Annotated in this window: 13 protein-coding genes; 8 read left to right on the top strand and 5 right to left on the bottom strand. The window is 72.8% G+C overall.

Annotated elements, in window-relative coordinates; translation table 11 throughout:
- The first annotated feature begins 31 nt into the window (after positions 1 to 31).
- The 3 genes from ACLJPY_RS45110 to ACLJPY_RS45100 are packed head-to-tail and all read left to right on the top strand — an operon-like array spanning position 32 to position 3053.
- A complete protein-coding gene (locus ACLJPY_RS45110; protein ID WP_410597135.1) occupies positions 32 to 439 on the top strand; it encodes a nuclear transport factor 2 family protein in 408 nt (135 codons plus the stop codon).
- 54 nt (positions 440 to 493) lie between these two features.
- Complete coding sequence (locus ACLJPY_RS45105) at positions 494 to 2356, top strand: Na+/H+ antiporter (protein WP_410597192.1); 1863 nt, start codon at positions 494 to 496, stop codon at positions 2354 to 2356.
- Between the two features lie 10 nt (positions 2357 to 2366).
- Positions 2367 to 3053: a histidine phosphatase family protein gene (locus ACLJPY_RS45100; RefSeq protein ID WP_410597134.1), complete on the top strand. Its 687-nt coding sequence runs from the start codon at positions 2367 to 2369 to the stop codon at positions 3051 to 3053.
- Here ACLJPY_RS45100 and ACLJPY_RS45095 read toward each other — a convergent pair.
- Both ACLJPY_RS45095 and ACLJPY_RS45090 read right to left on the bottom strand, forming a co-directional pair.
- A complete protein-coding gene (locus ACLJPY_RS45095; RefSeq protein WP_410597133.1) occupies positions 3016 to 3780 on the bottom strand; it encodes an ABC transporter permease in 765 nt (254 codons plus the stop codon). The two genes, ACLJPY_RS45100 and ACLJPY_RS45095, sit on opposite strands and share 38 nt — an antisense overlap.
- A gap of 17 nt (positions 3781 to 3797) precedes the next feature.
- A complete protein-coding gene (locus ACLJPY_RS45090) occupies positions 3798 to 4259 on the bottom strand; it encodes an MmpS family transport accessory protein (RefSeq protein ID WP_410597132.1) in 462 nt (153 codons plus the stop codon).
- Between the two features lie 209 nt (positions 4260 to 4468).
- Here ACLJPY_RS45090 and ACLJPY_RS45085 point away from each other — a divergent pair, with 209 nt between their 5' ends.
- From ACLJPY_RS45085 to ACLJPY_RS45070, 4 genes are all read left to right on the top strand, one after another.
- The gene (locus ACLJPY_RS45085) at positions 4469 to 5131 is read left to right on the top strand and encodes a helix-turn-helix domain-containing protein (RefSeq protein ID WP_410597191.1); all 663 of its coding nucleotides are present in this window, start codon (positions 4469 to 4471) and stop codon (positions 5129 to 5131) included.
- 154 nt (positions 5132 to 5285) lie between these two features.
- Complete coding sequence (locus ACLJPY_RS45080; RefSeq protein ID WP_410597131.1) at positions 5286 to 6263, top strand: LacI family DNA-binding transcriptional regulator; 978 nt, start codon at positions 5286 to 5288, stop codon at positions 6261 to 6263.
- Positions 6264 to 6772: 509 nt separating this feature from the next.
- The gene (locus ACLJPY_RS45075; RefSeq protein ID WP_410597130.1) at positions 6773 to 7354 is read left to right on the top strand and encodes a DNA-binding protein; all 582 of its coding nucleotides are present in this window, start codon (positions 6773 to 6775) and stop codon (positions 7352 to 7354) included.
- A gap of 51 nt (positions 7355 to 7405) precedes the next feature.
- Positions 7406 to 8062, top strand: coding sequence for an RES family NAD+ phosphorylase (locus tag ACLJPY_RS45070; protein WP_004558748.1), 657 nt, complete (start codon positions 7406 to 7408; stop codon positions 8060 to 8062).
- Here ACLJPY_RS45070 and ACLJPY_RS45065 read toward each other — a convergent pair.
- The 3 genes from ACLJPY_RS45065 to ACLJPY_RS45055 form a co-directional block, all read right to left on the bottom strand.
- The gene (locus ACLJPY_RS45065) at positions 8044 to 8520 is read right to left on the bottom strand and encodes an HAD family hydrolase (RefSeq protein ID WP_410597190.1); all 477 of its coding nucleotides are present in this window, start codon (positions 8518 to 8520) and stop codon (positions 8044 to 8046) included. The genes ACLJPY_RS45070 and ACLJPY_RS45065 overlap by 19 nt on opposite strands.
- Positions 8521 to 8676: 156 nt before the next feature.
- The gene (locus ACLJPY_RS45060) at positions 8677 to 10614 is read right to left on the bottom strand and encodes an alpha/beta fold hydrolase (RefSeq protein WP_410597129.1); all 1938 of its coding nucleotides are present in this window, start codon (positions 10612 to 10614) and stop codon (positions 8677 to 8679) included.
- Between the two features lie 51 nt (positions 10615 to 10665).
- Positions 10666 to 11628 carry a TerC family protein gene (locus ACLJPY_RS45055; protein WP_410597128.1) on the bottom strand — a complete coding sequence of 321 codons (963 nt, stop codon included), beginning with the start codon at positions 11626 to 11628 and terminating at the stop codon, positions 10666 to 10668.
- Between the two features lie 303 nt (positions 11629 to 11931).
- Between ACLJPY_RS45055 and ACLJPY_RS45050 the strand changes: the two genes are divergently transcribed.
- Positions 11932 to 14793 (top strand): alpha/beta fold hydrolase, encoded by a 2862-nt coding sequence (locus ACLJPY_RS45050; RefSeq protein WP_410597127.1) that lies wholly within the window; start codon positions 11932 to 11934, stop codon positions 14791 to 14793.
- The last annotated feature ends 4 nt before the right edge of the window (positions 14794 to 14797 follow it).

Genomic DNA, 14797 nt, shown 5'->3' with positions numbered 1-14797 from the left:
GTTGACTGGGGCACACACACCGGAGGGGAACTTGACCGCAGCCGAGAACAAGCAGCTCCTGAAGACCGCTTTCGACGCCTGGGCGACCGGCGACATCCGGCCGCTGATCGGCGCGATGGCCGACGACGTCGTCTGGACCGTCAGCGGGCACAAAAGCTGGTCGGGCCGCTTCCGCGGCAAGGACTCGGTCCGCCGCGACCTGCTCGGCCCCCTGGGCGAGCAGTTCGACGGCACCTACACCAGTACCGCGAGCCGCTTCGTCGCCGAGGACGACGTCGTCGTGGTCGAGACGCAGGGCAGCGTCGCCACCAAGGCCGGGGCGCGCTACGACAACGAGTACTGCTTCGTGTTCCGACTCGAAGGCGGCCGGATCCGGGAGATCACGGAGTACATGGACACCCAGCTGGTCGCCGAAGTGCTCCCCGAGCTGGCCAGGTGACACCCGCCGCGGCGGACGGGTAATGATGAGCGCGTGCACGTAGCTGCAGAGATAGTGGCGCTGGTCGTGACCGTCCTCGTCGTCAGCGCGGTGGCGCGGCGGCTGGACTGGTCCGCCCCGCTGTGCCTGATCGTGGTCGGCGTCGCCGGCTCGTACGTCCCCGGCGTGCCCGAGGTCCACCTCGACCCCGAGGTCGTGCTGCTCGGCCTGCTGCCGCCGCTGCTGTACTCGGCGGCCATCCAGACGTCTTTGGTCGACTTCCGGAAGAACCGCGGGGCGATCGGGCTGATGTCGGTCGGGCTCGTCGTGTTCACCGCGCTCGGCGTCGGCCTGGTCGCCTGGGCGGTGATCCCGGGCCTCCCGCTGGCCGGCGGCATCGCGCTCGGCGCGGTCGTCGCGCCGCCGGACGCGGTCGCCGCCAGCGTCGTCGCCCGGCGGGTCGGCATGCCGCGCAAGCTGATCCGGCTGCTGGAGGGCGAGAGCCTCTTCAACGACGCCGCCGCGCTGGTCGCCCTCCGCACGGCCATCGCCGCGCTGGCCGGTTCGGTCAGCCTCTGGCAGGTCGGCGCGGACTTCTTCCGCGCGGCCATCGGCGGGGCCGTCGTCGGCCTGCTCGTCGGCTTCGTGGCCGCGTTCATCCGCGCCCGGATGGACGAGCCGGTGCTCGACACCGCGCTGTCGTTCGCCGTGCCGTTCATCGCCTACATCCCGGCCGAGGCGATCCACGGTTCCGGCGTGCTCGCGGTCGTCATCGCCGGGCTGATCCTCGGGCACAAGGCCCCGCAGATCCTCTCCGGCTCCACCCGGCTGGCGTCCCGGCTGAACTGGCAGACCATCCAGTTCCTGCTGGAGAACCTGGTCTTCCTGCTGATCGGCCTGCAGCTGCGGCGGATCCTCGCCGAAGTCGGCGACAGCGGGCTGTCCCTGGTCACGCTCACCTGGATCTGCGTCGCCGTGCTCGGCGCGACCATCCTCACCCGCGTGCTGTACCTGATCGGCATCGGCACGGTGAAACGCGTCGAGCGGCGGCTCCTGCCCGGGAGGGTCAAGGCCAAGATCTGGCCGTGGCGCTACTCCGCCGTCATCGCGTGGGCGGGCATGCGCGGGGTGGTGACGCTGGCGGCCGCGTTCGTGCTGCCCGCGGACACCCCGCAGCGGGCCGTGCTGGTGCTGGCGGCGTTCGTCGTGGTGGCCGGCACGCTGGCCGTGCAGGGCATGACGCTGCCGCCGCTGATCCGGAAGCTGCGCCTGCCGCGGCCGGACCCGGCGGAGGACGCGCTGCAGGAGGCGGCCGTCCTGCACGACATGACCCGGGCGGCGCTGGTCAAGCTGGAGGAGATCCGGACGGACGACGACCCGCCGGAGATCATCCAGCGCCTGCGCGACCGCCTGCAGCACCGCACCGACTCGGCGTGGGAGCAGCTCGGCCGGCAGAGCGCGCTGGCCGAGACCCCCAGCGACGCCTACCGCCGGCTGCGGCTGGCGCTGCTGGAGGTCGAGCGCGACCAGTTCCTCAAGGCCCGCGCCAGCGGCAGCGCCGACGACGACGTCCTGCGCCGGGTCCTGGAGCGGCTCGACATCGAGGAGTCGATGCTCGACCGCGACGAGGAAGAACCCGACGTGGAGGGCCGTGAGCTGCGCACCCCGGCCGCGACCGCGGGGTCGTGCAAGCACCTGGCCCACGAGTGGGTCGACAAGGACCCCAGCTCGGCCGACAGCTGCGCCGCCTGCCTCGCCGAGGGGACGACCTGGGTGCACCTGCGGATGTGCCTGAAGTGCGGCAACGTCGCCTGCTGCGACTCCTCGCCGCGCCGCCACGCGACCCAGCACTTCCACGAATCCCGCCATCCGGTCATGCGCAGCTTCGAGCCGGGCGAGACGTGGCGCTGGTGTTTCGTGGACAAGCAACTCGGCTAATGTCGGGGCTATGAGCACGCCCGAGCAGGAGATCGAATACCGCCAGCACCGCTTCAGCCCGCCCCCGGGCTCGACGGAGATCTTCCTGGTCCGGCACGGCGAATCCGCCCCGGCCCGCGGCGACGACCCGTTCGAGCTCGTCGACGGCCAGGCCGACCCCGACCTCGCGCCGGAAGGCCGTGACCACGCCCGGCGCGTCGGTGAGCGGCTCGCCGGGGAGCGGATCGACGCGATCTACGTGACGACCTTGCGCCGCACGGTCCAGACCGCCGCCCCGCTGGCGGAGAAGCTCGGGCTGACCCCGGCCGTGGAGCCGGACCTGCGCGAGATCCACCTCGGCGACTGGGAGAACGGCCTGTTCCGGAAGTACACCGCCGACGGCCACCCGATCGTCGACCGGCTGTGGGCCGAGCAGCGCTGGGACGTGATCCCGAGCGCGGAGTCCGACGAGGCGTTCGGGGCCCGGCTGCGCGGCGCGCTCACCCGCATCGCGGCCGCGCACCCGGACCAGCGGGTCGCGGTGTTCACCCACGGCGGCGTGATCGGCGAGGTGTTCGCGCAGGCCAGCCGCTCGGTCGAGCGGTTCGCGTTCCTCGGCGCCGACAACGGGTCGATCTCGCACCTGGTGGTGCACGGCGACAACTGGATCGTGCGGCGCTTCAACGACACCGCCCACCTGGCTGCGCCGCTCGGCTGAGCTTCCCGGCCGCGACGAGCTGCACGGCCACCAGGATCGAGACGGCCTCCGCGGCGAGCAGCCCGATCAGCACGAGCACCTGCGTCATCCCGGCCTGGACCGGGCCCGCCCCGCCGAGCAGGACGCCGACGTAGGCGCCCGGGAGCGTCACCAGGCCGACCGTGCGGGTCTGGTCGAGCGCGGGGATCAGGGCGTGCCCGGCGGACGGGCGGCAGATCTCGAGCGCGGCCGGGCGCGGCAGGAACCCGAGCGCCAGTGCGGCCTCGTACTCGCCGTGGCGGGCCTCGAGTTCGTCGAGCGCGCGGCGGGCGGCCTGCGAAGTGGCCGTCATGGCGCCGCCGATGACGATGCCGGCGATCGGCACGACGGCGATCGGCTTCAGCGGGACCACGCCGGCGCCGAGGACGAGTCCCAGCACGGGCGCGACGCCGGCGCCGATGGCCAGTGCCGTCCACGGGAGGTTCTTGCGGGTGCCGACGCGCCGCGCCGACGTCACCGCGGCGATGCCGAACATCAGCAGCACGAAGACGCCGGTGAGCGGCGCCGAGCGCAGGACGGCGGTGATCACCAGCGACACGGCGGCGAGCTGGGCGACCGCGCGGACAGCGGCGACGAGGACGGCGCGTCCCGGGCCGAGGCCGCCGGCCTGGACGACGGCGGCCCCGGCGACGGCGAGCAGGACGAGAACCGCCACCAGGGCGGGTCCGAAGGTGATCGCGGCGTTCACGCCGCCGATCCTGCCGGTCAGACGGCGCAGCTGAAGAGGCGGTCCGGTTCGGTCTCGGTCTTTTCGGCGACGACGACGCCGTCGACGACGATCCGGCACCGCAGCGCGCCGGGTCCGGGGTTGCGGGCGGCGACGCTGTAGAACTCGCTGCGGCCGGCCGGGCCGACCCGGGTGAACCGCGCCGACCACGGTGTCGCGACCTCGGCCTGCTGGGTCAGCGCCGAGCCCGCGGCGGCGTAGGTGACGTTGCGGGCGCCGTGCTCGCCGAGCAGTTCGTAGACGACGCTGTGGCGGACGGCGCGGACCGCGGCCGGCGCGACCGGAGGATCTTCCTTGGCGACGGGACCCCGCGCGGACCGGGGCACGACGTAGGCGGTCACCGCGAAGGCCGCGGCGAGCACCCCGAGGACGACGACGAAGCTGCCGGCCGACCGAGCCCGCCCGGCGCAGTCACGCCGGTTCGCGGTGGAAACGCCCATGGAGAGGTCTTCTCTCGTCCGCGCACTTCCGTCGAGTGCGTCGACCTCTATCTCGCCGTGACCTCACGCGGTGTTACCAGCTCTTCGCCGGAAGTTCGATGTTCACCCGGACGGGTGGCTGCCCGGTTTTGTCGGACCCCCGGGGCATGATCGGGGGTGTGTACGAGGAGGCGGTCGCACCGGCGGCGGTGCGTGGCGTGGTGAAGTGCGTGTGGCGGTCGGCTTCGGAGGGTCCGAAGCGGATCGTCCCGGACGGCTGCGTGGACTTGGTGGTGGGCGACGGCGTGGCGTTCGTGGCGGGCCCGGACACGGCGGCGTGGTCGTCGGTGACCAGTTCGGGAGTGGTGCTGCGGGGAGTGCGGTTCCGCCCGGGTTCAGCGGCGGTGGTGCTGGGCGTGGCGGCGGACGAGCTGCGGGACAGGCGGGTGCCGGTGGCCGAGCTGTGGGGGTGGCCGACGGCCGAGCGGCTGCTGGAGGGCGAGGTGCCGCCGGTACGCGCGGTGGCGGAGCGGCTGGCGGATTCGCCGCCGCCGGACGCCGCGGTGGCGGCGTTGATCGCCCGGTTGGACGAAGGGGTGGCCCGGGTGGCCGATGTTTCTTTCGGGAGCGGCGGGAGCCGGCCGGCGGGGGCGGCGCCCGTCTTGCCCGCCGCGGTGAGCGAGCGGCGGCTGCGGCGGCGGTTCGTGCAGGCCGTCGGGTACGGGCCGGCCACCTACCTCCGGGTCAGCCGGTTCCAACGGGCCGTTGCGCTCGCCCCGCGCGTTGCCACCCTGGCCGCGCTGGCCGCCGCCGCGGGGTACGCCGATCAAGCCCACCTCAGCCGCGAGTGCCGGGCGCTGACCGGCCTCACGCCTCGGGGGTACTTCCGCTGAACTTCCACTGTGGACGTTGCCGTGCGTGATCGACTCCGTTCGGCGTAACCCCTGCGGACAACCGGAAGTGGCCGTTCACCCGAAAAGGTAAGCGGACGGTAAACGACTACCAGGAGCGCTATCCTCCCCCTCGACGAGTGATCAGGGAGGGCGTGTGGCCACCATCAGCGACGTCGCAGCCAGGGCCGGCGTCTCCACGGCGACCGTGTCGCGCGCGCTCAACGGGAAGTCCACTGTGGACCCCACGCTGGCCGCCCGGGTCCAGGAGGCCGCCACCGAACTCGGGTACCACCCGAACGGGCTGGCCCGGAATCTCCGCCGCCAGGAGACCGCGGTGCTCGCACTGATCATCTCGGACGTCGAGAACCCGTTCTTCACCGCCATCGCGCGGGGCGTCGAGGACCTCGCGCAGCGGTCCGGGTACTCGGTGGTGCTCTGCAACTCGGATGAAAACGAGGACAAGGAGCGGCGCTACATCGAGGTCGCGCTGCAGGAGCGCGTCGCGGGTGTGGTGCTGTCGCCGACCGGCCGGTCGACGAACGTCGAGGGCCTGCGCCGCCAGGGCACGCCGCTGGTGGCCGTGGACCGCCCGCTGCAGGCGGCGGAGGGCGACCAGGTGCTGGTCGACACCCGCCACGCGGCCGCCGAAGCGACGCGGCACCTGCTCGCCGGGGGCTACCGGCGCGTGGGCTGCCTGACCGGCCCCCCGGGTGTCCGCACGGCCGAAGACCGCCTGGCGGGGTACACCGACGTCGTCGGCGAAGACAACGTCCTGTTCCGGCGCGGGGAGTACCGCGCCGAGGGCGCGCGCCTGGCGGCGTTGGAGCTGCTGGACGAGCCGTCGCCGCCGGACGCGCTGCTGGTCGCGAACAGCACGATGGCGATCGGAGTCCTGGAAGCCCTGTCGGCCCGCGGCCTGCGCCCGGGCCGGGACGTGGGCATCGTTTCGTTCGACGACGCCCCGTGGACGACGTTGATCGACCCACCCCTGACGGTGGTGGCCCAGCCGGCGTACGAAGTCGGCCGGGTGGCGGCACAGCTGCTGCTGGCCCGCATTGCGGACAGCAGCCGAGACACCACGACGACGACGTTGGAAGCCCGGCTGATCGTCCGGAAGAGCTCCCGCCGCTGACGCCCAGGACGGGTCGGCTCGCGCGCTTGGGAAGTCGGCGTGCGTACCGGAGCGGTCGGATGGCGCCGGAAGGGTCGGCTCGCGTACCCAGAGGGTCGGCTCGCGTGCCTGGATGGTCGGCGTGCGTACCGGGGCGGTCGGAAGCGAGCGGCGTGCCCGGGGGCCGGCTCGTGCCGGGCCCCCCAGGCACGCCCCACCCCCTGTGTCCCCCACCGCCGGCGCCGCAACGCCGGGGGCCTGTGAGCACGGAGCGGAAATCGTTTACTCACCCGGAACGTAAGTGCCGCCTCCGACCCTGTCAAGCCGAGGACGAGCCGGAGGCCAACCGCAGAGCGGGCCGAGACCCACTGGACAAGCTCCCCCGACCCAGGGAAACTGACCGGAAGTTGCCTACTCAACGTGTTGGATGATGTGCCCTGAGTGTCGATCTCTGGTGAATTCACCCACAGACAGGGCAAGAAACCGCACGAACCCGCACACGCGCGCTGTTTCGGGTTAACCTGAGGCACATGTCTGTAGCGCTGGAGAACATCCTCGCCAAGGCGGGCCTGAAGGTCGACGCGAACGAGTTCCTCACTCTCGTCGAAGACGCGGCGCGCAGACTGTCGCCACCGAATCCGGATCCCTCGCACTACTTCTCGGCCGACCAGCGCGCCGCGCTCGCCGATGTCGGCCTGGACCTGTCACCGAGGCGTGAGGACGAACCGGACTTCCGAGCACGAACCGTCGCCGCCCACGCCGTGCTCGCCGAGGGCGCGCTCAGCGTCAACGAGGCCGCCAAGGCCCTCGGCGTCGACGACAGCCGGATCCGGCACCGCCTCAAAGAAGGGCGGCTGACCGGCTGGAAGGACGGCGGCTGGCGGCTCCCCGCCTGGCAGTTCGCCGGCTCGGGCGTGCTGCCCGGGCTCGAGGTCGTGCTGAAGGCCCTGCCCGACGACCAGCCCGCGCTCGTCGTCGCCGCCTTCATGAGCACTCCGCAGGCCGATCTCGTCATCAACGACCAACCCGCGACCCCGCGCCAATGGCTCCTCTCCGGTGGTGACCCGGACCACGTAGCCCGCCTCATCGCCACGCTCGGTACGCCACTCTAGGCTGGACCCTCCCGAGCAAGATCACCGACAAGGACGGACCACCCCCGACCCATGGCCCGGCTCCCGCTGCCGCCCGCCCGATCCGTCCTGGTCCGGCAGCTGAACCGCGCCGACGACGTGGTGACGGTCCAGCCCGCGACCAGGCTCGTACGGATCTTCACCGCGCACGGCAACCACCCCCAGCAGTGGAACTCGTTCCGCTACACCGGCCCGCTCCCGCACGGCCGCTTCGACCAGCAGTCGCCCGGCCGCGGCGGTGCACCGGTCACCGATCCCGCCAACGGCGTCCTCTACTTCGGCCTCACCGTGCGCACGTCGGTCGCCGAGGTCTTCCAGACCAGCTCGACGGTCGACCGCCGCACCCGCGGTCCCCGGCTGGTCGTCGTCCGCCCGACGCGCACCCTGCGCCTGCTCGACCTCACCGGCCTCTGGCCGACGCGGGTCGGTGCGTCGCAGGAGATCTCCAGCGGGCCCAAGAAGCTGACGCAGGCGTGGGCCCGCGCGATCCGCGGCGCGTTCAGCGACCTCGACGGCCTCTGGTACCGCTCGTCGATGGACTCCGGCGACCCCGCGATCTGCCTGTGGGACCCGCCGGCGGGCGCCGCACTGCCCATCGCGCCGGACGTGCTGCTGCCGCTGGACCACCCCGGCCTGGACGTCCCGCTCGGCCGCGTCTGCGAAGAGCTGAACTACACGCTGCTGAACTGAGCCGCGAGCAGCGGGACGACCGCCCGCAGGTCCGGCCCGTCGACGACGTGGGTCGCGACGGCGCGGGCGTCCGGAGCCGCGTTGAAGCCGATGCTCATCCCGACGGCGGCGAAGAGCGGCAGGTCGGACCGGCTGTCCCCGATCGCCGCACACCGCTGCGGCGCGAAGCCCTGCGAAAGCGCGAAGTCCCGCTTGCCGAACTCGTCGAGGTGCTCGGCGACCCGCCCGGTGTAGCGGCCGCCGAGAGCCTCCGGCACCGGCCCGCAGTACGCCGCGAACCCGAACCGGCCGGCGAGCAGGCGCCCGACCGGCGTCCACGCCAGCGTGGTGAGGATCGGGCGCAGGCCGTGGTCCCGGCACCACGCCACCGTCTCGGCGATGCCGTCGACCAGCGGCAGCGTCTCGAGCCGGGCAGCGACCTCGGCTTCGGTGTGCCCGGCCCAGCCGCGGGCGTCGATGACCGACGCTTCCCTGGTTGGTCATCCGCCCCGCCGCGTAAGCCGCTTCGGCCGCGACGAGCTCGGCCTCGTGGCCCAGCGCCGCGGCCACCCACGCGCACGAACTCGTGCCGGGAACCAGGGTGCCGTCGACGTCGAAGCACACGAGCCCCCGGGTCACAGGTGCCGCGACCACCACTCGAGGATCGCCTCGAAGCGCTGGATCCGGTGCCGCGGCCGCCCGGACCGGCTCAGCTCGTGCCCCTCGCCCGGGAACAGCAGCATCTCCGCCGGCGCGCCCGCCCGGCGCAACGCCACGAACATCCGCTCCGCCTGCTCCAGCGGGCAGCGCCAGTCCTGCTCCGAATGCACCACCGCGAACGGGATCTTGATCTGCGCCGCGTACGACAGCGGCGACCGGTCGCGCTGGACCTCCGGCGAAGAGCCGATGTACGCGTCCACGAAGAAGTAGCCGATGTCGGAGCTGCCGACCATCGAGTCCCACGCGTTGACCGCCCGCTCGCTCCACGCCGCCTTGAAGCGCTCGCCGTGGTGGGCCGCCAGCCAGCTCGTCATGAAACCGCCGTACGAGCCGCCCATGATGCCGACGCGGGAGGCGTCGAGGTCCGGTCGCTCCAAGGCCTTGTCGAGCAGGGCCAGGACGTCGTCGACGTCGACCGTGCCGAAGCCGTGGGTGATCGCGTGCCCGTGTGCCTGCCCGTAGCCCGCCGATCCGCGCGGGTTGCCGACCACCACCGCGTAGCCCGCCGACGCGTACACCTGCGCCTCGTCGAACAGCGCCCACTCCTGCTGGGTGAACGGGCCGCCGTGCACCACGCGCAGCACCGGGTGCGGGCCCTCGCCTTCGGGCAGCACCAGCCAGCCGTGCACCGGGTAGCCGTCCGGCGCGGTGGTCTCCAGCTCGAGCATCGGCCGGATACCCTTGTCCCGCAACGGCTTCGAATAGTCGGTGAGCACCTTCGGGCCGTCGTCGCCGAGCAGCACCACCTCGCCCGACGTCGACGGGGTGGCGATCACCGCCGCCAGCACCGGGCCGTCCAGCGTGAACGACCGCACCGCGGCCTGCTCCGCGTAGACCACCGCCAGATCCGCCAAGGGCGCCTCGACGGCGTCGGCGGCGACCGCGCGCAGCTCCACCGCGCCGCGGTTGCGGACGGCCACGAGGACGTCGTCCCCGCGCGGGGCCGGCGGGCCGGCCGCGGCTTCGCAGTCGACCGTCTCGGCGTCGGTGAGCCGGCGGGCCTTCACCGGGCCGGCGCCGAACTCCGGCGTCGCCGCGTGGAGCCCGGTCGGCGAAGCCTCGTGGTGGTCCTCGAAGGACTGTCCGAAGTAGAACAGCGTGCCGTCGGCACCGAACGCGGGCCGCTCGGAGTACCCCGCGCCGCGCACGACGACCTCCGGCTCGCCGCCCTCGGCCGGGATCGCGCAGATGTCGCGGTGGTCGCTTTCGGCCGCGCCCCACTCCGGCGGCGCGGTGAACACCACGCGCGTCCCGTCCGGTGTCCAGGCTGGGTGCGCCGCGTCGAACCCGCCGGCGGTCAGCGGCTCGAGTTCCCCGGGCTCGACCGTGTCGAGGACGAACAGCCGCTGCATGCGGTCGCGCAGGAACCCGACGTCGTCGATCCGGTAGTCCATCCGCGTGATCCGGCGCGGGGCCTCGGCGGCCGGCTCCGGCGTCTCGCCGTCGGCGTCCGGGGTGCCATAGCGACCCGCCTCGGGCACGCGGGCGGTGAACGCGATCCGCCGCGAATCCGGCGCCCACACCGGTTCCCCGGCCCCGAGGGCCAGCGACGTCAGCCGGCGGGCCTCGCCGCCGTCCGCGGGCATCACGTGCAGCTGCGGGCACCCGTCGGCGCCTTGGCCCTCACCCGCGCGGAGGAACGCCACCCAGCGCCCGTCCGGCGAGATCGCCGGTGCCGAGTCGCGAGGACCGTGGGTCCACGCCGCTTCCCCGCCGTCGAGCGAGACGCGCCGCACGGCACCGTGCGTCGCGTTCGTCGGCAGGTCCGGTTTCTTCAACGCCGTGAGCAGCAGGTTCCCGCGCAGGGCGGGACGGCCGGGGGCGACGAGGGCTTCGATGTCGGCAGGGCGCACGGCTCCGACGCTACCGGAAATCCTTAGCGAGGCGAACGATTTTACCGGACGTTAAGCGGTGACCTGCTTGCGCTCGTCGCGCCGGGCCTTCGCCAGGCTGGCCACCGTGGTCACGGTGAGCACGACGACGATCACGCCGAGCGAGATCCAGTTGTTGATGTCCAGCCAGTCCGGGACGACGTGGTACTCGTGCAGCGCGTGCAGGAACAGCTTCGCCCCGATGAAGGCGAGGATCACCGCGAGGCCGTAGGTGAGGTAGACCAGCTTCGTCACCAGGCCACCGAGCAGGAAGTACAGCTGCCGCAGGCCCATCAGCGCGAACGCGTTGGCCGTGAAGACCAGGAACGCCTCCTGCGTGATGCCGAAGATCGCCGGGATCGAGTCGACGGCGAACAGCAGGTCGGCCGACCCGATGGCCACGATCACCAGCAGCATCGGCGTGATCGTCCGCTTGCCGTTGATCTTCACCGTGTAGCGGTGGCCGTGGTAGTCGTCGGTCACCGGGGCGATCCGGCGGACCTGCCGGGTCACGGCGTTCTCGTGGTACTCCTCGTCCTCGCCCTTGCCGCGCAGCATGCTGATCGCCGTCCAGACCAGCACCGCGCCGAACAGGAAGAACACCCAGACGAACTGCTCGATGAGCGCGGCGCCGATGGCGATGAAGACACTGCGGAGGGCCAGGGCGAGCAGGATGCCGACCAGCAGCACGCGGTGCTGGTGGATGGCCGGCACCTTGAACGAGGTCATGATGATCATGAAGATGAACAGGTTGTCGACGCTCAGCGAGTACTCGGTGATGTACCCGGTGAAGAACTCGACGCCCGGGTCGTGCCCGGCGAAGATCCACACGCCGATGCCGAAGGCGATCGCGCACGAGATGTAGAAGACGACCCAGCGACCGGCTTCCCCCGTGGTCACTTCGTGCGGCTTGCGATCGACGATGACCAGGTCCAGCGCGATCAGCGCGAGCAGGCCACCGATCGTGGCGATCCACAGCCACAGGGGGACAGTCATGGAACTCGAACCTCCGGATAGTGCGCAGCAGCAACTAACCGGAGGTCTCTCCCGCCGATGAAACTACCGGCCGACGGTGCCGGGGGCGCAGGGCCACCGTGCTGACGACACCGCCGCGAAGGAATACTCCCCTCACAGCGCGTCCAGTTTGCCGGTTATCCCCACCGAACACCAGCCGGGATCGCGCACGTCACCGGGTTGGGTCTGTAATTCCGGTCACTTCGGTCCACCAGGTGGTCCGCGAAGTGTGATCACCGTGAGCCGGTGAGGACACTCTCAGGAAACTTCACATACGGTCACGTCGTGCCCCGACTCCCGCTCCCGCGCACCCGGCGCGCCCGCCTCACGGCGCTCGGTGCCGTCGTGGTGGTGCTCGCCGCCGCGACCGTCCTCTGGGCGACGCGCGACACGGCCCCGCCCGCCGTGCCGACCCAGGACGCGCTGCTCGACCTGCCCGCCGCGCCCGGCTCGGCGCAGCAGGTCAAGATCGACACGACCACCTACCTGCCGACGTCTCTGCCCGCGCCGGCCGTCCTGCTCGCGCACGGCTTCGGCGGGGACAAAACCAGCGTCGCCGACGACGCCCGCGAACTCGCCCGGAAGGGCTTCGTCGTCATGACGTGGTCCGCGCGCGGGTTCGGCAAGAGCACCGGCAAGATCGGGCTCAACGACCCGGACGGCGAAGTCGCCGACGCGAGCCGGCTGATCGACCGGTTGGTCGTGCAGCACCAGGTGACGCTCGACGCCAAGGGCGACCCGAAGGTCGCCGTCACCGGGGCCTCCTACGGCGGTGCGCTGTCGCTGCTGCTGGCCGGCACGGACAAGCGCGTCGACGCGATCGCGCCGGTGATCACCTACAACGACCTGGCCCAGGGCCTGGTCCCGAACGCGGCGACCCCCGCGGCGGCCGCTCCGGGCACGCCGTCCGCCGGCGCCTTCTCGGCCGACGGCGTCTTCAAGAGGAGCTGGGCCGGCATCTTCTTCTCGGCCGGCTCGGGCGCCGCGGCGAGTGGCTCGCCGTCCGCCGAAGCGCCCGAAGCCGGGCAGGAGACCGACACCGGGTCCACCGGCGCCGCCGGCAGCGCGGCGGCCGCCCTCCCCGCCGCACCGCCGGGCGCGGGCGGCCCGCGCGCCGGGGCCGCCGATCCGTGCGGCCGGTTCACCGCCGCGGTCTGCCGCGCCTACACCGAACTCGGCACCACCGGACAGGCGAGCCAGGCGAGCGTCGACCTGCTGCGCCGCGTCTCGCCCGCGTCCGTGACGAACAAGATCACCGTGCCGGCGCTACTCGTGCAGGGCGAGAGCGACACACTCTTCGGCCTCGACCAGTCCGACGCGAACGCCCGGCAGATCACCGCGGCGGGCGGCAAGGTCAAGACGATCTGGTACACCGGCGGCCACGACGGCGGCAAGCCCGGCCCGCAGCTGCGCGCCAAGATCGCCGACTTCCTGAAGACGGCGCTGGACGGCGGCGACCCGGGCACCGGGTTCAGCTACGACGTCCAGGGCACGTTGCGCGCCAACGGGACGCCGTCGGTCCGCACGGTCAACGCCGCCGCCTACCCCGGGCTGACCGGGCCCGCCACCGAACGGCGGCTGCTCGCGCTGAACGGGCCCGCGCAGCCGGTGGTGCGCCCGGCCGGGGCCAACCCGTCGGCGGTGAGCGGGATCCCCGGGCTCAACGGCATCGCGAGCAGCACGTCCCGGCTGGGCGCGTTGTTCAGCAACGACCCGCCCGGCCAGGCCGCGCAGTTCACCACCGCCGCCTTCGACGGCCAGGTCGTCGTCAGCGGCGCGTCCACCGTGCGGCTGCAGGTCGCCGCGGACCCGGCGCACCCGCAACCGGACGCGGTGCTGTTCGCGAAGCTCTACGACGTCGGGCAGGACGGGTCGCGCGTGCTGCCGGCCAACGCGGTCGCGCCGTTCCGGGTGAGCGGGCTGCCCGCCGACGGCTCCCCGGTCGACGTCACCGTGACGCTGCCCGGCATCGTCCGGCCGATCGAGGGCGGCCACTCGCTGCGGCTGGTCGTCGGCACCACCGACCAGGCGTTCGCCGCGCCGGTCGCGCCCGCGGTGTTCCGGATCGGGCTGGCCGGCGGCACCGCGCTGGCCGTGCCGATCGTGCCCGGGACGTCGGTCGGGTCCCCGGCGCCGGTCGGGCAGCTCGTCGGAATCGGCGTGACGCTGGCGATCGGGCTCGCCGCGGTGCTCTTCGCGGCCCTGCGCCGCCGCCGCGCCACCGACGCCGACCCCGAGCTCGCCGGCACCCCGCTGGTCATCGAAGGACTGCGCAAGCAGTACGCGGGCGGGTTCGTCGCGGTGAAGGACCTCTCCTTCCGCGTCGAACCCGGGCAGGTGCTCGGCCTGCTCGGGCCGAACGGTGCCGGCAAGACGACCACCCTGCGCATGCTGATGGGCCTGATCACGCCGACCGCGGGCAGCATCCGCGTGTTCGGGCACAAGATCACGCCCGGCGCGCCGGTGCTCTCGCGGATCGGCTCGTTCGTCGAGGGCTCGGGCTTCCTGCCGCACCTGTCCGGCCGGGCGAACCTCGAGCTGTACTGGGCTTCGACCGGACGTCCGGCCGAGAAGGCGCACTTCGCGGAGGCGCTGGAGATCGCCGGGCTCGGCAACGCGGTCGAGCGCCGCGTGCGGACCTACAGCCAGGGCATGCGGCAGCGCCTGGCGATCGCGCAGGCCATGCTCGGCCTGCCGGAGCTGATGGTGCTCGACGAACCGACCAACGGGCTCGACCCGCCCCAGATCCACCAGATGCGCGAGGTGCTGCAGCGGTACGCCGCGACCGGCCGCACGGTCGTGGTGTCCAGCCACCTGCTGGCCGAGGTCGAGCAGACCTGCACGCACGTCGTGGTCATGCACCGCGGTTCGCTGGTCGCCTCGGGCGAGGTCGGCGAGCTGGCCGCAGCCGGCGGCGAAGCGACGTTCCGGGTCGACGACCCGGCCGCGGCCGCGGCGGCGCTCAAGGCGCTCAGCGGGGTCACCGACGTCGACGTCGAGGGCGAGCTCGTGCACGCGAACCTCGGCGAGCTGCCGCGGGCCGAGGGCGTGGCCGCGCTGGTGCGCGCCGGGGTCGCGGTGGAGCAGGCCGGGCCTCGGCGCCGGCTGGAAGACGCGTTCCTGCAACTGGTCGGAGAAGAATCGTGACTCC

It is taken from the genome of Amycolatopsis sp. lyj-23 (assembly GCF_046549135.1).
Taxonomy (GTDB): domain Bacteria; phylum Actinomycetota; class Actinomycetes; order Mycobacteriales; family Pseudonocardiaceae; genus Amycolatopsis.
The sequence above is the reverse complement of the archived record's forward strand: the minus strand, read 5'-3'. Positions and strand labels throughout refer to the sequence as shown.